Raw genomic sequence first — 18,828 nt, 5'->3', positions numbered from 1 at the left:
AAGGTCATCTCGCTGAACACAGCACCTTGAGGTTACTTGAGTATACTTATTATCTCAAATCGGGTTTGATTATTCTTCGGAAGAGTTACGTAATTTTGGATCGTCGCTGAGGTATTCGACGAATTCTATTTCAAAGCCAGCCGGATCAATAAAGTAGACATTTTTCCGATATGGATTTTCTGTCCCGGGATTATGAATCGGGTAGCCTGCAGAAGTTAAGCGTTGTATGACGCCATCAATATTGTTTGTTACATAGGCAAAATGCGCGAGCCCAACTTGATGTCCGGACAGATTTCGATTGACGCCTTCACCATGATCACTAAACGCGAGATATTGATAATCATCGCCAAAATGCAGCCAGTTTCTTGGTTTACCATGCCATTCGCCTGTCCCCTCTGCTCTTACTTTCCAATGTGGGAAGGCAACAAGATAGAATTTTAGTACTGCAGGAATGTCTTTTACGACTAAGTTTACATGCTCAAGTTGGATCATAAGTTCTCCTTGTTTTTACTCTAAAACCAACAAGCGCTAGAATAAAACCTCAGGTTAAGTTGAGGTAAAGGATAATTTTTATTTTTTATTGAGAGGTATATTGAGGTTACTTGTGTACACGAACCAGCTCATCAGAGAACCAGCAATAGCCGTTGCTATGACTGGTTCTCTACTTTAATTTATCGTTCGCCTCACTGCACTGAGCATTTTTAGGTTACTTGGGTATATCGTGTCTAATTAATGAATCCATTGTAGAGCATATATAAATGCGCCGATGACCAAGAGAAGTTGTTCGCACCTTGAACAGCACCTGTTTCGGGATTGTAGTTCTCTTGGATTGGACGATCAGCTGTTAAGCCTTCCGCATTCTGGAACAAACGGGCAACATACTCATTGGCTTGTGCTTGATAGCCATAGTTTGCCATCCCTCGGACCCCAAAATAGAATTGGTCAACCCAAACTCGGCCACGCCAATAGATATCTGCGCCATAAGCTGGGCTATCAAGTGCCGCTGTTCCTAGTGGAACATGGGTGTTGAACTTATTGATGTCCAACATGTTTTTGACTACGGCGTCAGCGTTTTCTTGTGTCGCGGCACCATTAAACAAGGGCGACCAGCCTTCCGGCCCCATGCCTCGATGGCTTAGAGGCTCCCCGGCACAGCCATTACTTAGGCTGACTGAATTGATGCTGATGTCATAATAAAAGCCACTATTGGCATCGAACATACACTGATTAATGTATTGTTTGGTTTTCTCGGCTTTCGCTTTAAACTCAAGCGCATCGTCACTAAAGCCGATGGCTTGAGCGATTTTTGCTAGATAATTGTTATCAGAATACCAATAAGAAGCTTGATCAACCGATTCCTGTTTTAGAGAATATCCTACAATTTGGCCGTTAGTGTCTTTGCTTTCAGCAAATTTTACTTGCCACTCTTTTTTAGCTAGGTTGAGCTTATCGTTATTTTCTGGTGTTGTGTTGGTGTATTCAGCGATGTAGGTCAATTTGCCATTACCGTCGACAATTTCATTGACTGTTATACTGTTATCAAAGCCGTGTTTGACTGCATAACGGCCCAGTTGGTCGATTTGTTGAGCTTGAGTAATGCTCATCGGTTCGGTACTTTTTGCATCTGCAATCGTATCAATGAAGCCAAATACGGCGGCGTCATCACGACCGGACTCCCAAGAAGCCGCAGTTTGTGCGGGGCTGCCAATATCGACATAGTTTTGTGAATCCAGCAGCGCGTTATAACCCTCAATACCCGCATCGTATGTCCATTTGTCTTCACCGAGCTTGATGTATTTATACTTCATAGCATTAATCGCTAGGCCATTCCAGTTGTTATGCATATCTCTTGGTTTGGCGGCCTCTTCTGCTGTGACATTGTGTTCAGTATCAAAAGTCGCACCATATTCAGGAATGCCATTTTTGTTGGTATCACGAGCGGTTAACCACCAATTATGGTAGGCGACTAATTTAGGGTACATCTCTTGAAGAAATGCTATCGCTTCTGCTTCACGCTGGTGTTCATTTTTAAGTGCACTGTACACTTCCCAAACTGCCCAAGAGGCTAGAGAAGGTTTGGTATCTCGCTCATTCCATGTTTGAGCATCGTTAAACTCGGTTCTATTTTCGGCTTCTGCTCTTGGTTTGCCCATATTCATACCAACGACATCAAGCAAAAATCCTTGATCCCATGGACGAAGTGCATCGCCTTCTTGGACTTGGTATTGGAAAACGGCTCGAATATTTTCCATAGCAACGTCTGGGTTAAAGTGTGCCATGGCATAAGCTTGCTTCCAGGTATCCCAAGGCCAAGTTAAGTTGCCAGAGAACCAACGTGCAGTGACAGAAGGTGTAACAGTGTGATGATCCAGAACACCTGCAGGGCTTCGCCAGTTACCGTTTAAAGTTTCAATTGCTTTAACGGCCACACGCTCATGTTCTGGGGCAACTGAATCATTACTTAGCCCTTTCTCTAGATAAGTTTCCCAACGGTTGATTGAGGCGGTTAAATAGGTTGTAGGATTAGCTAAAATATCATCAACGACTGTTTTCTCTTTGGCCCATTCTTGCGCAGTTAATGTATGGGTGAAGACAGTATAGAAAGTTTCATTGCCTGTAATACGTTTTATTGATGTGTAGGCATTGTCAGTGAGTGTCGTGATGGTAGGGATGCTGCGCGTAATATGGAACGCGGATTCACCAGTGGTTCTCACATACCAAGAGTCCCGCTCACGGCCGAAATCAACAACAACATTACCTACATTATCGCTATTGAGTGTTCGAGTATAGTCCGGTAACTTTTCTGACAGAGACGGCTGACTTTGAGCATCTCCATCTTTGGCGTAGTACCCCATGACCAGCTGGCCAGAAAGAGACAGTTCAAGAGATTGTGACGTCGGATTTAAGACTTTCGTTTCTAGCAGAGAAGAGCGATCTGAAACGAAACGTAATGTTAAATCGATCACCAAGCCATCTTGAGTGGTTAATTTCTGAATCAAAGCACCCGGAATACTGTATGCCTTGGTGGTGAAGTCCGCTTTCTTGCCGTCAAGAATGATCATCGGCTTCTCTAGGTATTTTGCCATAGAGACATTGTATTCTTCAGCAATAATTGTCGTTCCAAATCCTCCAGCTGTATTTTCGTTGCTTTGGCTTAAATCTGGTAACAAATGTCCATGCCATGCTCCATTATCATGCAATGGGGTGTAAGCCATGTGATTGCCTGCTCCAACTTCTGCTAAGTGATTAGGGGTACCTGAGCGGTCAAGAATATTACTAAATTGTGAGGCGAGAATCGGTTGGCTTTGTTCATTATTTGAGTTGTTAGAATCACTAAAACAACCAAGGAGTAGGGCACTGGTAATGGAAACGGTTAAAAAGGATTTTTTTGTATTCATATTCATCATTCAAACTTTAATTTTTACACCCTGACTAAGCAGTGGTGGGTCAACGACTGCGAGAATGTAATACGCAATGACAAATGATAATGTTGCCGTTATCACACGGAAATAATTGGTTACAACAATAAGCTTACAAAAACTAAGTGTATATTCGGTTTAATAAAAACTGTTTATTTGATGGATTTTGGTGTTTTAGGGTTAATTTTCAGCATTTTTCTCAAGAGTAGAGAAACTAAGGATGGCATGGGTAAATGAACTTAAGGTAGAACAAGCAAGTCTGCAATGATCGCCCTGCAGCGAGAGTAGACACAATAACAAGCAGGTAACAAGGACGAGCATGTTTACTATACTCTTTAATCTTGTGCTCAATGAATAAATTAAGTTGAAAAATTAATGATTAAATCAAAATTTAAACTTGGTCTTAGTGATTTATTTTCCTCGCTTCCAGTCATAGAGAAGTCTCTGCACTTTGCGATACTGTTTAGTGTCATTTGTCAGCTGATATCGAGCGGCTTTATGCATGTTCACGGTGATACTGTGCTGGCAAACATTTCCGGTGTGGCATTATTACACATCTATGGTGGCTTGCTTCTCATACCTTTGGCACTGACTTTTACGGTGAAGGTCCTGAGCAGAAGAAAATGCTGCGACCTTTATCCTTGGGCCTATGGTCGTTTTGACGTTATCAAGCAGGATATTCAATCTCTCATTAAGTTAAAAATGCCACTTGCAAAGCCATCTGGTTTAGCCGCTTGTATTGAGGGTTTGGGGATTTTTGCGCTGCTACTGGCACTGGTTACAGGAGGAGGGTGGTACTGGTTTTTAACCACGCAAGGGCCTAGTCAATTACTTCTCTCAATTCACAAGCTTTCTGTCACTTTTATTCAAGTTTATTTCTTTGGTCATGCCAGTGCAGCGCTATTGCATTTGTTCGTTTGGTGGCGTAAGTGAGCGTGTTACAACTCAATTCAACGAAAGCACGTGACTTCGCTTACATTTGTTCGTGATTCTTATAGCAAATAAACAAGAGTTTTAATGAGGCGAATATTGACACGCTATCATTGAGTTGATTCATGACCGTTTGCTGTATCGCTGCTTTTGTCTCTTTTGCCTCCGCTTTATTTACGGTTTGTGGTGCGGTATAGTTTGCAGTGTCCTCTTTATCCTTGCTGTTATACGGCAAATAAAAGACGTTCAAAAAGGAAGCTAATATGAAATACCAAGGACTTTTACTGCTGGCTACTGGTGTGCTAGCAGCCAATGTTAATGCTAATGAGTGTGGTACCGTTACCATTGCAGACATGAACTGGAACTCCGCTACGCTGATCGCCAATGTTGACCGTTTTATTCTTGAACATGGTTATGGGTGTGAGGCTGAGTTGATACCTGGTGATACCATGCCTACGGGCACTTCAATGATTGAAAAAGGTCAACCGGACGTTGCTCCAGAACTTTGGAGTAACAGTCTTAAAGATGCGCTAGATAAAGGGGTAGCTGAGAAGCGACTTCGTTATGCAGGCAAAGCCTTAGTTGATGGTGGCGAAGAAGGCTTCTGGGTTCCAGCCTACCTTGTTAAGCAATATCCAGACATCAAAACCATTGAAGGGGTGAAGAAGCACGCTAAGCTCTTTGCTCATCCGGAAGATAAAACAAAATCGGCTTTCTATAGCTGCCCTGCGGGTTGGAACTGCCAAATCAGTGCGGGTAACTTGTTTAAAGCAATGGATCTCGCGAGCGCTGGCTTTGAGATCGTCGATCCTGGTTCAAGTGCTGGCCTATCCGGTTCTATTGCCAAAGCCTACGAACGCCAGCAGCCATGGTTTGGATACTACTGGGCTCCAACAGCAGTATTGGGTAAATACGACATGGTTAAAGTGGATTTTGGTAGCGGTGTAAATGAAAAAGAGTTTGTAAGTTGTATCACACAGGCAGACTGTGAAGATCCTAAAGTGACCATGTACCCGCCTTCTCCTGTCCATACTATTACCACTGAAGAATTTGCTTCACGTTCTCCACAAGCTTACGAGTACTTCACTAAACGTGGCTTTACTAATGCCGACATGAACCAAATCTTGGCTTGGATGGAAGACAACCAAGCTGATGGTGAAGAGACCATGTACCACTTCCTAGAAAAATATCCGCAAATCTGGACGGCTTGGGTACCTCAAGACGTCGCGAAAAAAGTACAAAGTGCCCTGTAAAACAGAGGCGTTTCGTAAACGATACAGGAATAACGAACTTGTTGTATACCGAGGCTGACTTCAGCCTCGGTAAGAAAAGGAATTATATATGTCTGACTCGAACTGGTTGAGTGAATTTCCAGAAATGGATCGCTCTGACCTTAGAGCCATCCGCAAAACACTCGATGGTGCCTATCGCGATTTCTCGCGTGAATACGGCGACCTGATTGAATCTTTCTTTGACCCATTACTCTCATTTCTAGTTTGGTTTGAAAAACTTCTTATTTCAACACCTTGGTTTATCATCCTCGCGATTTGTACTGGATTAGTTTATGCCGCAAGCCGCTCTTGGAAACTTGCGGTCGCATGCTTTGGTTCCCTGATACTGATAGGTTATTTCGGTATGTGGGAAGACACCATGAGGACACTCAGTATTATCACCGTTTGTACCATGCTTGCAATAGCCCTTGGTATTCCAATCGGTATCGCTATGGCGCGTTCTAATCGAGTGCAATCAATCGTCACACCGTTACTGGATGTGATGCAAACGATGCCTGCTTTTGTTTACCTTATCCCTGTCGTTATGTTACTCGGTATAGGCAAAATACCGGGGCTCATTGCCGTTGTGATTTATGCGATTCCTCCAGTGATTCGTTTAACTAATCTTGGGATCCGCTTGGTCGACAAAGAGGTACTAGAAGCGGCGACCGCGTTTGGTGCCAGTAAAAAGCAGCGCTTAATTGGCGTGCAATTACCATTGGCTATGCCAACCATCATGGCGGGGATTAACCAAACCATTATGATGGCGCTATCTATGGTTGTTATTGCTTCAATGATTGGTGTGAAAGGGTTGGGACAGCCAGTATTAAAATCGATCACTAACCAATATTTCACACTCGGATTATTGAACGGCTTAGCGATTGTGGCCTTGGCGATTTTGTTCGACCGTGCATCACAAGCCTATGCAAAACGAACTCAAGCGCACTTAGGAGATCTGAAACATGACTAAGCCACTTATAGAAATCAGCGGCCTGTATAAGATCTTCGGCCCAAAACCTGATACGGTGATTGAACTTATAAAACAGGGACAAACTAAAGATCAAATTCTAGTAGAGACAGGCCATACAGTCGGTTTAAAAGATATCAATCTACAAATCAAAAAAGGTGAAATTTTCGTGATCATGGGGCTGTCTGGCTCGGGTAAATCAACCATGATTCGTCACTTTAACCGTTTGATTGATCCTACGATGGGGCAGATTTTGGTTGAAGGGATCGACGTGATGCAGTTATCGGCTACCGAGTTGGAAGAGTTTCGTCGACATAAGATGTCGATGGTGTTTCAACGTTTTGGTCTATTGCCTCATCGCACCGTGGTCGATAATGTTGCCTACGGTTTAGAAATCCAAGGAATTAAGAAAGAAGCACGTCTCGAAAAAGCCAATGAATGGTTAGAGACGGTTGGCCTTAAAGGTTATGAAAATCAGTATCCTGCACAACTTTCTGGTGGGCAGCAACAACGTGTTGGTTTGGCTCGTGCGCTTGCGACCGATGCTGAAATTCTCCTGATGGATGAAGCTTTCTCCGCCCTTGACCCTCTGATCCGTAGTGAGATGCAAGATCAACTGATTGAACTTCAAGAGAAGTTGCATAAAACCATTATCTTTATCACCCATGACTTAGATGAAGCGCTTCGCTTAGGCGATCGGATTGCGATCTTGAAAGATGGAGAATTGGTTCAGCAGGGGGCACCCGATGAAATCTTGCTTCAGCCTGCAGATGATTATGTTGAAGCCTTTGTAAAAGATGTGAACAGAGCTCGCGCACTGACCGTTGAAACCGTAATGCAGCCACCAGCATATCGCATCACAGCCACCACCATTGCAGAAGCCTTGAATGAAATGAAGCGTGTTAAACAAGATTACGCTTACCACGTGACGGAAGATGGTTATCAGGGAGTAGTGACTAAAGAAGGATTGTTGGATGCAGCGAAGGGAGACTGTTCACAGCAGCTTGACGAAGAGATCTATGAGGAAGTGCCGATTATCTCCCCTCATTCTGTGATTGAAGAAGTCCTCCCAGAGACCATGTCTTGTGACTATTCACTTCCTGTTGTTGATGATGACGGTAACCTTCAAGGTGAGTTAGAACGAAGTGCTGTTGCAGAAATTTTTGTAGAGAGTTCAGAAGAGCTACTTCAAGTTAAAGACACTTCAACACCTGATAAGATCAACAACAAGCCTGACGCTTCTTGATTGAACTAAATCTGTTAGCGAGGCAGCCTCCAGCCTCGCTTTTTTATCTCGCTAACCACTGTGTTCTTCCGTTTTTATTGGGAGAGGCTTTGTTATAAGGAAAGACGTTCATCTTCCTCGGTACGGTTATTTATTCCTCAATTATTATCATTTGGTATCAATATTTGTACACAGTGTCATGGTTGTTTCTGCAACTTTCTTACCTTCTATGCGATAGCAATCGGCGTAAATCAATATGCCCCATGACCTGCTCGTCAATATTTTTGATTACCAATAGCTTTCTCCATCCATGTTCACCCACTTTGTGATCGAAGCCATTGTGAAATTTAGCCATAAATAGCTCTGAGACATGGCACTCTTGTTTCGCAATGGGTTGAAACAGTGGACAATCATCGTGTGCATTTTCAGCAAGTTGCGTTCCGATATATTTGAAGAAGGATTTTAGATCGGACCGTTTTGATTCCACTATTTTTATATGCACTCATTGTCATAATAATTTGTGATGAATGTATTCATAGCAAGACTAATAATAAGCCAAAAATTTAACTTATTATTCAATAGTTTAGCAAGCTTTGTCTAGGTTGGGTTACTGTGGGAATAGGAGGGGATTTTCAGGGACAGACACAATAACTAATAGAAAATGTAATAGGACAGACGGGTTTATTTAATTTTAAAGTTTGAATACTTACCTTCAGGTAAAACAAAAATGGGAACTGATTGCTCAGTTCCCATTCTTTTGAATATGGCGGAGAGATAGGGATTTGAACCCTAGAACCGCTATTAACGGTTGCCGGTTTTCAAGACCGGTGCTTTCGACCACTCAGCCATCTCTCCTTTTGTGGTGCAGATAATATAAGGCTTTGAAAAGCTTGTAAACCCTTAAATGTATCGTTTGCCTGTTTCTTGTTCGTTTTTGTGGTGTTTCGTGCAAAAAAACAAGTCAGCGCCAAGAAGCTATTCACTGCGAGGCGCGATAAAAGCGCTATTTGGTGTAGAAACGTTGCAGCTCCGTCAACCCTTGCATCAATACTGGGAGCTTAGGTGAGTCTTTGCGTAGGCGCTGATAGTTGTTGTCATACAATTTGTAGTTACCAAATTTATCCACCACCGTTGTTTGTGCGTCTGTGATTAAAGCAATTTCACGGGTATCACCAGCAAGGATCCAACGGCGGCGGCTTTCATCAAATAAATTGCGACCGCTACTGTAATCGGTTGGGTTAGATGATACGCCGAGCATGTCTTGTAGTAAGGTTACAGACAGATCTAGATGGCTTGTGCTGTGATTAAAATCGGCAGAAAGCTTACCTGGCCAGTGAATAACCATAGGTACTTGCAGTTGGTAACGGCTATAGTTGCTGTTTGCTCCCCAACTGTTGGTTTTGGTCTCATTAAACTCACTACCGTGATTGGAGGTGATGATCACAATAGTGTTATCCAGTAACTTTTGCTCTTTTAATTGGCTTAAGATCGAGGCAACAGCACCATCCGCCGTTTTAACCGCTTGCTCATAAGCTTGTTTGAAGCGCTCACTGGCGGAAACGTTTTGATCTTTTTTGCCAACACTTGAATCAAAGTTATCAATGGCGGTAATTTCAATGTAACTGAACCAAGGTCGTTTGGCGTCGCTTTCTAGCCATTGCTGCCAAGCGAAAATGGCATCTTGATCGGTTTTAGTTTGTGTTCCGTCCAGTGTTGCTGCTAAGCCAAAGTCACGGAAGACCACCTCTGGGTACAAGTCATCTTCAAAACCACTGCCACTGAATAAACCAAAATCATAACCCTGATCTTTTAATGTGCTGAGTAAAACGGGTGAGCTGCCTTGCGCTTTAATGCTGCTAGCATAACTGCTCGGCAGGCCGTAAAAAAGGCCAAATGAACCGTAGCTATCATTACTGGAACTGTAATGGTTGTTGAAGCGCTGGTTGTCTTGCGCAAACTCATACAAGCTTGGCATTTCTTCAGCGTTCAGTGCATCCGCTCGAAGATTATTGATGTTGATCATCAAGACGTTGAGTTTGCTGCCTCGGCGGTTGAATTCTAACGTCTCAAGAGGGTATCTAACCAGATCAACATTAACTTGGTTCTCTTCGAGTCGTTTTAAATATTCTTCGCGGTCAAATAATCCGTGTTTCTCCATGAAGCTCTTTGCCGTCATTGGATAGGAAAGAGGGAAATTCGCTCGCTGGCTGGTTATTGGTGAGTAGAATTGCGCATCTGCCCACATGTAGATTAGATGGCTGGAGATAAAGCATAAGAAAAATACCGTCGCCAATGGACGGCCAATATGCTTGTGTGACAACTTGCGCTGTTTACGCCAAACCCACTCAGATAAAGCGAGTTGAGCCAGAAATATCAGCGGCATGACCACAAAGAGGTGTTGAAGATCTTTGCTGAACGCGCTGTTGCTGTCGCCAAACAGCAGTTCCCACACCACAGGGTTCAAATGTAGGTTGATCGATTGATACGTTTGAGTGTCAATCAATAAAGCTGTTTGCCCCACTGTGGCGAAGACTACCGCCACAAAGCGGAAGATTTGCTTTGTTGGCAGGATAAAGGTTAACGGAAATAGAACCAATATGTAGAGAGCGAAGACCAAAAAGCCAAAATGGCCCACCCAAGAAATCGCTAAATAAAATTGACCAAGAAAAGTTTCGGGCCAAGGTGATTGAGCGATGTAGCGTGTACCTATCAACATCGAAATAACAATGTTGAAGAATGCAAACCAATGTCCCCAACCAACTAGTCGAGATACGCGTTCGCCATATGAGTTTCCGCTGTCTACCATTTATGTGCTCTATTTTCTGTTATTAGTGGGCTTTCGGCACTTCAAGTGAAGATATCAGTGCTTGGGCAAATTTTTCAGCAATAACCTTGCGTTGTGAAGACGCAACTTTTTGATTTAAGACATTGGTTGCGATATTTCCTGCAATCATGAGTGTTAGCTCAGGTGTTGCGGCGTGTTTTTCTAAAACAGCACCTACTTCAGCAAGAATGTTTTCCACTTGTTCGTCAGTATATTTTGATGTAATCGGCATAAAGACTCTAATAATGATAGTAAAAGCTTCTTATGATAACCTACAATGCCTAACAACTTAAACCTTGTAGCAAGATAAAATCATAATGAGCCTTCACCTTTCAAACGTTATTTTGCATCAATTGTGCAAAAATGAGCAGGACGAATTGATCGTTAAACTGCGCCAAAATTCCTTAGAAAACAATCAGTCTACTGAAAGTCTTGTGGCTGAACTGCACCGTGTTTTTCATGCCAAAGCGGGTAAAGGCTTTGGCTCTTTCCAGTCAGACAGTGAATTTCAGTTTTGGCTTCAAGAAATGCGCAAAGGGGATCGAGATTTTTATGATTTCTCACAAATTAGTGCAAATCGACTGAAAGAAGAACTCATTAAGTACCCATTTGCTGACGAAGGTATCCTCGTCTTCGCTCAATACCAAAGTTTGGCCACGGATTATCTGTTTATTGGTATCTTGCCAATGAACCAAAGCCTGAAAGTCACAGAGGGCCTTGATATCAGTGCAACGGATTACCTTGATATTACCAAAATGGATATTGCAGCCCGCATTGATCTGTCGAGCTACGATACAGATCGTGATTCCAATCGCTACTTGTCTTACATCAAGGGGCGAGTAGGGCGTAAAGTTGCGGATTTCTTTTTGGACTTCTTACAAGCCGATATCGGCCTTGATACCAAATTGCAAAATCAGGTTTTGATGCAAGCAGTTGAAGATTTCTGTGCAGATTCTAAATTAGAAAAGCAAGAATCAAATGAGTATAAAAAGCAGGTCTACAATTATTGTAATGACCAAATAAAGTCAGGTGATGAAGTACAAATTGCTGAATTATCAGGTGAGTTACCGATGAGCCGAGAAGGCACAAGCTTCGTTGACTTTACTAAAGAGCAGGGTTACGACTTAGAAGATTCTTTCCCTGGTGATCGTGCTACGGTACGTAAGTTGACCAAATTTGTCGGTGCCGGTGGCGGTTTGAATATTAGCTTTGATAGTTTGTTGCTGGGAGAGCGTATTTTTTATGATCCAGAAACAGACACTTTGACTATCAAAGGCACTCCGCCAAATTTAAAAGATCAGTTAAGCCGCAGTTAAAAGCGCATACGAACTATTGAGATGAAATTAAAGAGAACGATAAGTTCTCTTTTTTATATCTATACCCAACTGACCTCAAGGTACTTGATTCAGAGCGAGGTTACTTGGGTATAACATAGAGTGATTTGTCCCTGAAAAAACGATTAACCTTCTCTCACCCTGTGTGTTCTCGTGTTATTACCTTGAAGACATCAGAGGATAGTATATTCTTATAAATGAAATAGATGGCTGAGGAATGGATGTTGCAGCAGATCAAAACAGGGATTAAAAAAAGCGTATGGCTTTTATTCATCATCTGGGGTGTGTTGACCACAGTACTTTGGTTGCAAGCTCAACAAACCATTCGCACTGTTGTGACACTTGAAGAGTTAAATCGAGCTATTGATGACGTAAGAGGCGTGTTTGTATTCGGCCTTCCTCATCGTTCGCATTATGTTGAACGAACTGATGACCAACTTCAACAAGTCAAGCAAGTACGACTTCAGTTGGAGCAAGATAACACCGAAAGTTGGGCTTCACCTGATTTAACTCAGTTGATTTATATTACGGATCGGTTTCTTGAAGGGGCTCATGATTTCGTTAGCAGTGACAAGAGTTTTGTTAACTTTACTAATCAGCTCTCCCAAAGCCGCATTCAGGATAGCAATTCTCCTTCTCTAAACATGATGTATTACCAGCTGGAGGCTTTGCTGTTGGAAGCGATGTTCAATGAATCATCGACCAATACTGATGTCTATCAGCAGCTAGACCAACTGTTTAAGACATCACAGGATCTGGCCAGCAATGAACAACAGGGTTTTCAGCGTAGACTCGCCGAAACCTCTAATGTATTGGCTACTTATGCTCAAAGTCGTCACTTGATTAGGCATTTGTTCGAGTCCGATATTTCTGAGCAGTTTGATACTGTAATGCAACAATTAGAGCAAAGATTGAAGGCTTATATCAATACATTGGTGATACTCAGTGTGCTGTTTGTGATTGGCTTGATTTTGGCTTTGATGAAACAGCCTAAACTTGATGTCCAAGCTGACTTAAAAGCAGATAGTGAGCCTGTTACGCCCCATAACGACCTGTCTTTGCAATCTCCTCAAGCTGCTAGGTCTTATCGAGCCGCTGAACAAGAACAAGTCGATAAACAACCAAAAACAACCGCAGAAAATCAATCCTCTGTAATTAGCTCGGTTTCTCCAGTCAAGCCTGCAGAGCTCGCAAAACCCTACAAAGCCACTACTCAACTTAAAGAAACAACGCAGAGAGCAGAAACAACGTTCGGCAAGGTTCAAAGTGAGGAAAATAAGTTAGCTCCTGAGGCTCAACTAGAGGCCTCTATGTCTCAATCTTTACCGTTTCAATCTGCACAAAGTGATGAACCATATATTGATATTGCCAAGATGCTTGATTCATTATCTGGTGATGAAGAAGCCGTTCAGATGTTGTTGGGAGTGTTTATTGAGGATCACGCTGATGATAGCAACAAATTTAAACAGCTTTTGCTCGTTGATCCAGAACAAGCCCAACGTATTACCCACAGCCTAAAAGGGGTTGCAGGCAGTTTGGGAGCCATGCCCTTGCAACGTATTGCTGCTAAGATTGAACTGTTGCTGAAAAATCAACAAGAAGTTACCGAAGCCCACCTTGAGAGGTTAACCCAAACGTTGGCTCATACGATCACTTATGCGGCGGGAGAGATTGAACGCGCGAATCAGTCTTAATCGGTAAGCAATCAATGTGGCTGTTCACCAGAGTGCTGTTAACCATAGTGGGATAACGGTAGGCGAAGAAAAGAGTATTAATAAAAAAGGGCCGAATCAACGGCCCTTTATGTGTAATAAGCTTATTTAGTAAAAGCGGTCTGCTGTGCTGGTGCAGTTGCAGATTGCTTGTTGATTGATGTTGGTTCACATTTATCAACAAACCAGCCGGCGTACGAAGTAATAATTGTGACAGCGATACATACGAAGCTTAACCACATGTATGGTGCGTAAGACAGAGTCGCGACACCTAGGATGCTCGCCATGTAGATACCGTTATCACTCCAAGGCACCATACCTGATGTCAACGTTCCACCAAACTCGGCATTACGAGAAAGGTTTTTACGCTTGTAGCCTAGGCGGTCATAGTTTTTAGCACAGATCTTTGGTGTTAAGATCAGTGATACATACATCGCAGAACCAAAAATGTTACCCATGAAGGCGGTCATAATGGTCGTCAGTGACAGTGAGCCCGCACTTTGTACACCTCTTTCAAACAGTTTGGCGATAGTTTCAAGTACACCGACTTTATCAAGTAAGCCACCAAAGCCTAAACCAAATACAATCACAGCAACAGAGCCAAGCATAGAAGACATGCCACCTCGGTTAAGAATTGAATCAATAAAGTCCACACCAGAGCTGATGTTGTAAGGAGCCCAAGCCGTGTTAAATGCTGTCAGAAAGTTAACATCCTGAATCATCACTGCCCAAATAATACCAAGTAGTGAGCCAAAGCTTATGACAGGGAATGATGGCATACGCATCGCGAGTAATGCCAGTACGATGATAACAGGGACAAAAGAGTATGGGGTAATGTAAAACTGTTGGTCCATGGCGTGAATGACTGAGTCAACTTGGCTCATGTCTATATTACCTGCGTAGTGAAAACCAAACGCGGTAAACATGATACCCGTGATCACGTAGCTTATCAGAGCAATAGGGAGCATGCCTTTGATGTGTTCCATAACCTCAACATTAGACATGGAAGATGCCAGAATTACAGAGTCAGATAGCGGTGACATCTTGTCTCCAAAATAACATCCCGACAGGACCGCACCCGCTGTTACTGGTGCAGGGATACCAAGGCCTTGACCAATTCCCATCATCGCGATTCCCGCAGTGCCCGCAGAGCCCCACGAAGTACCTGTTGCTAATGCAGTCAGAGAACAAATGACCATAGTGGCAAGGAGGAAGATGGAAGGATGAATGGCTTTGAGTCCATAGTAGATAATCGTTGGGACGATACCACCTGAGATCCAGGTACCAACTAGAGCACCGACGGCAAGTAGAATTAATACCGCGCCCAAACCATTAGAAATTCCATTCAAAGCTGCTTTTTCTAGATCTTTGTATTTATGTCCGAGCTTCAAGCCCAATAGCATGATAATAAACCATCCAATGTAGAGCGCGAGCTGAATAGGCAACTCTAATTCGGAAGTAAATGAAAATGCCAAAAGGAGAAACAAGCCCAGAGAGAGAAAGACTTGTATCAGACTAGGTAGGCGAGTTTTAACTTGCTGCATATATGCCTCTGTCATTTGTGGAGCTACTGAGGAGCGAGACTCCTTGTTTTAATCGGGCATAACATACATTAACACAACTTATATTTCGAACATTTGATGCGTTATCTTGATTTTAATCTACAAAATAGTCTTTTTGTAAAATTATATGAATATTTATATTACACATAATGATATTTAATGTTTGTTGATGTAAATATTATGTACTTTAAGTGTGGGTTTCAATCGGCGTCAATTGTGGCTATAAAAAACGTTGTTATGCACTCGTTTTCTTTATTGCCTTCTTTTAGTTTTATTTAGAGTCGTCTCGTTGAACACAGCACCTTGGAGTTACTTAGGTATACCTTTCTGAAAATATACCTTTCTGAAAAAGAGTTTGGTGCGACCTAGGGCATGGCATACTCGTACTTGTAGAGTGAAAATAAAGTGCAAGAATCAGAGCATAAAAAACACGCTAGGCGGATAATTGGAGATCACGCTTGAAAAGTTGTACTCAATTGTTAATTAGGGCTTGAGATTTTGTTGTGAAAAATGAACTATTGAGGGAGTTATACCCAAGTGACTTTAAGATACTGAACAAACTATCCATTATCTTGAGGTTATTTGGGTATATTTTAAAATAAACATGGAGAGTTAATCCGATGAAAGTAGGTTTAGTTGGTTGGCGTGGTATGGTTGGCTCCGTTCTCATGCAACGTATGGTGGAAGAAAAAGACTTTGATTTAATTGAACCTGTCTTCTTTAGTACGTCACAAGTAGGCATTCCTGCTCCACAATTTTCAACAACTCAGCAAAGCCAAGATGTTGGTTTACTTCAAGATGCTTTCGACATTGATAGCCTGAAAAAACTTGATGCTGTCATTACCTGTCAAGGTGGTAGCTATACCGAGAAAGTGTACCCAGCCTTGAGACAAGCAGGATGGAAAGGATATTGGATTGATGCAGCTTCAACATTGCGTATGGATGAGAAAGCCATCATTACGCTCGACCCGGTTAATCTCGCTCAAATTCAGCAAGGTATCGATACAGGTACGAATACTTTTGTAGGTGGTAACTGCACCGTGAGTCTGATGCTAATGGCATTAGGCGGTTTATTCGAGAAAGGGCTGGTGGAATGGACCAGTGCTATGACTTACCAAGCTGCTTCGGGTGCTGGTGCGCAAAATATGCGTGAGCTGATTGCACAAATGGGCGTGATTAATGACTCCGTCAGTTCCAGATTAGCCAATCCTGCTAGCTCGATTCTTGACATCGATAAAAGAGTGGCAGAGACCATGCGCTGTACTTCTTTTCCTACTGATAAGTTTGGCGTGCCTCTAGCGGGATCTTTGATTCCATGGATTGATGTGAAGCGTGACAATGGTCAAAGTAAGGAAGAATGGAAAGCGGGTGTAGAAGCCAACAAGATTCTGGGGTTCCAAGATTCGCCTGTACCAATTGATGGAACCTGTGTACGTATCGGTGCAATGCGCTGTCATTCCCAAGCTTTGACGATTAAGCTCAAGCAAAATGTACCAATGGATGAGATTGAAGAGATCATTGCTACTCACAACGATTGGGTGAAATTGATTCCAAATGATCGTGATATTACAGCGCAAGAGCTGACCCCAACAAAAGTAACGGGGACTTTATCTATCCCAGTTGGCCGTTTACGTAAAATGGCGATGGGGGACGATTTCCTTAACGCGTTTACCGTAGGCGATCAATTGTTATGGGGTGCGGCAGAGCCATTGCGTCGTACATTGCGTATCATTCTTGCCCAGAAAGCGTAAGCATCAATACACTCAGGGTCTTTCCAAGCTCCTGAAGTTACTTGGTGCAGGATAGAGGCGCTGAATCAGTAAATTAGCTTAACGCTTTAATTAGGCGCTCTTTTGGGAGCGCCTTAATTTATTCTTGTGGTTATTTTTTGAGATTACTTGGGTGTCACTTTAAAACTACTAGGTATAACGCAACACTGATAATTACTCTTCATTGACACTGACGATACGCTTGTCAGGATCAGATAATTCTCCACCACAGTGTTTACAATACAGAGCATCAGACTCGTGGCCAGCACGATTACAGTTTGGGCATTTTACCAATGTCTTATGAGCATTCATTTCATGGCTTAATTCTGCGGTAATGATACCTGTTGGCACCGCCAGAATTGAATAGCCGAGTAGCATGGTCAGAGACGCGATCGCTTTACCTAAATCGGTTTGTGGCACCATGTCACCATAGCCGACGGTGGTGATGGTCACGATAGCCCAATAGATACTTTTAGGTATGCTGGTAAAGCCGTTATATGGCCCTTCAATGACAAAGATAACGGCACCCAAAATCGTGACTAAAATGCCTACTGTACTAAAGAATATAAAGATTTTTCTGCGCGCCATAAGTAGTGAGCGCAGTAGAATATTAGAATCTTGAAGGTAACGGACTAACTTTAGGATACGGAATATACGCATTACGCGCAGTAAGCGCACCACGCCCATAAAAGAAGCACCAGGGAAGAACAGGGCAATGTAGGTCGGTAAAATTGCCAGTAAATCGACGACACCGTAAAAGCTGGTCGCGTAGGCTTTGGGTTTTGGCGAGCAATACAGGCGAAGGAAGTATTCAATCGTAAATAACGCGGTAAAAGTGTACTCGGTGTATCTTAGTTGGGTCGACCATTCAGCCATAACAGAAGGCAGTGATTCCAGAGTAAGAATCACGAGTGAGGCGATGATGGCGAAGATTAATCCGATATCAAATGCACGTCCTGCACGAGTGTGCGTACCGAAAATGATGACGTATAGATGATGTTTAAGTGATTTGGAAGGCATGATGTTGCATAGTCAAAGTTAAATAAATGAGTAACAACATCATACCAGATTTACACCAGAAATTTAGGCTAATCCTGGAAATAGATTACGTAAGCCATTGGCAATAAACTCAATCCCTAATGCGCCAAGTATCAAACCCATGATACGAGTAATGACGTTGATTCCTGTTTGACCTAGGAAACGAACAATTAAAGGCGCAGAGCGGAACAGCATCCACGAACAAAAACAAAATACGACGATAGTAATGCTAATGCCAACAGTATCAAACGCACTAGGGTAACGAGCACCGTAAACGATGGTTGAACTGATGGCACCAGGCCCTGCCATCAATGGCATTGCAAGTGGCACGACCCCAATTTGCTCTCGACTCACATACTCGGTCTTTTCTTGTTTATTCTGTTTATCCTCACCGAGCTTACCGCTCATCATTGAGAAAGCGATACTCAATAACAGCAAACCACCAGCAACTCTAAAAGAGTCTAAAGAAATGCTGAACATATCTAGCAATATTTGACCAGCAAATAGGGAGATGATCAGGATGACAGCCACTGCAATATTGGCGGTAGTGGCCGTTTTACGTTTCTCTTCCGGTGTCATGTGGCCTGTTAATGACACAAAAACTGGCATAATGCCTACGGGGTTAACCGCGGCTACCAAGCCTAAAAAGAATTGAAGAAAGATAGCTAACTCTAAAGTTTGCATGTGGTTTACTCGTTAATATTCAGCATAGAAAAGTGGGGTAATTTGGCTGGCTAATGTAAGACAAAATGGCCAAAGTAGAAAGTGAAAAAAACT

Annotated in this window: 15 protein-coding genes and 1 tRNA gene; 7 read left to right on the top strand and 9 right to left on the bottom strand. The window is 42.7% G+C overall.

The features are described from left to right. Positions 1–69: 69 nt before the first annotated feature. The gene (locus BS333_RS09260; protein ID WP_021707938.1) at positions 70–492 is read right to left on the bottom strand and encodes a VOC family protein; all 423 of its coding nucleotides are present in this window, start codon (positions 490–492) and stop codon (positions 70–72) included. Positions 493–725: 233 nt separating this feature from the next. Then, complete coding sequence (gene ygjK / locus BS333_RS09255; protein ID WP_033003110.1) at positions 726–3,398, bottom strand: alpha-glucosidase; 2,673 nt, start codon at positions 3,396–3,398, stop codon at positions 726–728. A gap of 396 nt (positions 3,399–3,794) precedes the next feature. On the opposite strand from ygjK, the gene BS333_RS09250 reads away from it, so the two are divergent. The 4 genes from BS333_RS09250 to BS333_RS09230 all read left to right on the top strand — a co-directional run bounded on the left by BS333_RS09250 (position 3,795) and on the right by BS333_RS09230 (position 7,833). Continuing rightward, positions 3,795–4,352 carry a cytochrome b/b6 domain-containing protein gene (locus BS333_RS09250; RefSeq protein WP_021707936.1) on the top strand — a complete coding sequence of 186 codons (558 nt, stop codon included), beginning with the start codon at positions 3,795–3,797 and terminating at the stop codon, positions 4,350–4,352. Between the two features lie 260 nt (positions 4,353–4,612). Beyond that, complete coding sequence (locus BS333_RS09240) at positions 4,613–5,602, top strand: ABC transporter substrate-binding protein (RefSeq protein WP_021707935.1); 990 nt, start codon at positions 4,613–4,615, stop codon at positions 5,600–5,602. 88 nt (positions 5,603–5,690) lie between these two features. Next, positions 5,691–6,590, top strand: a complete 900-nt coding sequence (locus tag BS333_RS09235; protein WP_021707934.1) for an ABC transporter permease — start codon at positions 5,691–5,693, stop codon at positions 6,588–6,590. Beyond that, a complete protein-coding gene (locus tag BS333_RS09230; RefSeq protein ID WP_021707933.1) occupies positions 6,583–7,833 on the top strand; it encodes a quaternary amine ABC transporter ATP-binding protein in 1,251 nt (416 codons plus the stop codon). The genes BS333_RS09235 and BS333_RS09230 overlap by 8 nt, the downstream gene beginning before the upstream one ends. Before the next feature lie 199 nt (positions 7,834–8,032). Here BS333_RS09230 and BS333_RS09225 read toward each other — a convergent pair whose 3' ends face one another. From BS333_RS09225 to BS333_RS09210, 4 genes are all read right to left on the bottom strand, one after another. Continuing rightward, complete coding sequence (locus BS333_RS09225) at positions 8,033–8,299, bottom strand: hypothetical protein (RefSeq protein WP_050567958.1); 267 nt, start codon at positions 8,297–8,299, stop codon at positions 8,033–8,035. Positions 8,300–8,576: 277 nt separating this feature from the next. After that, positions 8,577–8,667, bottom strand: a tRNA-Ser gene (locus BS333_RS09220). 148 nt (positions 8,668–8,815) lie between these two features. Continuing rightward, positions 8,816–10,618, bottom strand: coding sequence for a DUF3413 domain-containing protein (locus BS333_RS09215; RefSeq protein WP_021707931.1), 1,803 nt, complete (start codon positions 10,616–10,618; stop codon positions 8,816–8,818). 22 nt (positions 10,619–10,640) lie between these two features. Then, positions 10,641–10,868, bottom strand: a complete 228-nt coding sequence (locus tag BS333_RS09210; protein WP_021707930.1) for a YejL family protein — start codon at positions 10,866–10,868, stop codon at positions 10,641–10,643. An 85-nt stretch (positions 10,869–10,953) separates the two neighbouring features. Here BS333_RS09210 and yejK point away from each other — a divergent pair, with 85 nt between their 5' ends. Then, positions 10,954–11,952, top strand: coding sequence for a nucleoid-associated protein YejK (gene yejK / locus BS333_RS09205; protein WP_033003090.1), 999 nt, complete (start codon positions 10,954–10,956; stop codon positions 11,950–11,952). 224 nt (positions 11,953–12,176) lie between these two features. Beyond that, entirely contained in the window at positions 12,177–13,664 is a 1,488-nt protein-coding gene (locus tag BS333_RS09200; protein ID WP_081638492.1) for an Hpt domain-containing protein, read from the top strand. Positions 13,665–13,786: 122 nt separating this feature from the next. Here BS333_RS09200 and nhaC read toward each other — a convergent pair whose 3' ends face one another. Beyond that, entirely contained in the window at positions 13,787–15,226 is a 1,440-nt protein-coding gene (gene nhaC / locus BS333_RS09195) for a Na+/H+ antiporter NhaC (RefSeq protein WP_021707927.1), read from the bottom strand. 638 nt (positions 15,227–15,864) lie between these two features. Between nhaC and asd the strand changes: the two genes are divergently transcribed. Further along, a complete protein-coding gene (gene asd / locus BS333_RS09190; RefSeq protein WP_021707926.1) occupies positions 15,865–16,995 on the top strand; it encodes an aspartate-semialdehyde dehydrogenase in 1,131 nt (376 codons plus the stop codon). A gap of 192 nt (positions 16,996–17,187) precedes the next feature. On the opposite strand, the gene BS333_RS09185 is transcribed toward asd, so the two are convergent. Both BS333_RS09185 and BS333_RS09180 read right to left on the bottom strand, forming a co-directional pair. Next, the gene (locus BS333_RS09185) at positions 17,188–18,033 is read right to left on the bottom strand and encodes an ion transporter (RefSeq protein ID WP_021707925.1); all 846 of its coding nucleotides are present in this window, start codon (positions 18,031–18,033) and stop codon (positions 17,188–17,190) included. A 63-nt stretch (positions 18,034–18,096) separates the two neighbouring features. Further along, positions 18,097–18,735, bottom strand: a complete 639-nt coding sequence (locus BS333_RS09180; RefSeq protein ID WP_021707924.1) for a YchE family NAAT transporter — start codon at positions 18,733–18,735, stop codon at positions 18,097–18,099. Positions 18,736–18,828: the final 93 nt, after the last annotated feature.

The organism is Vibrio azureus (genome assembly GCF_002849855.1).
Lineage (GTDB): Bacteria > Pseudomonadota > Gammaproteobacteria > Enterobacterales > Vibrionaceae > Vibrio > Vibrio azureus.
Note: the sequence above shows the minus strand (reverse complement) of the source record. Positions and strands in the feature narration are given on the sequence as shown.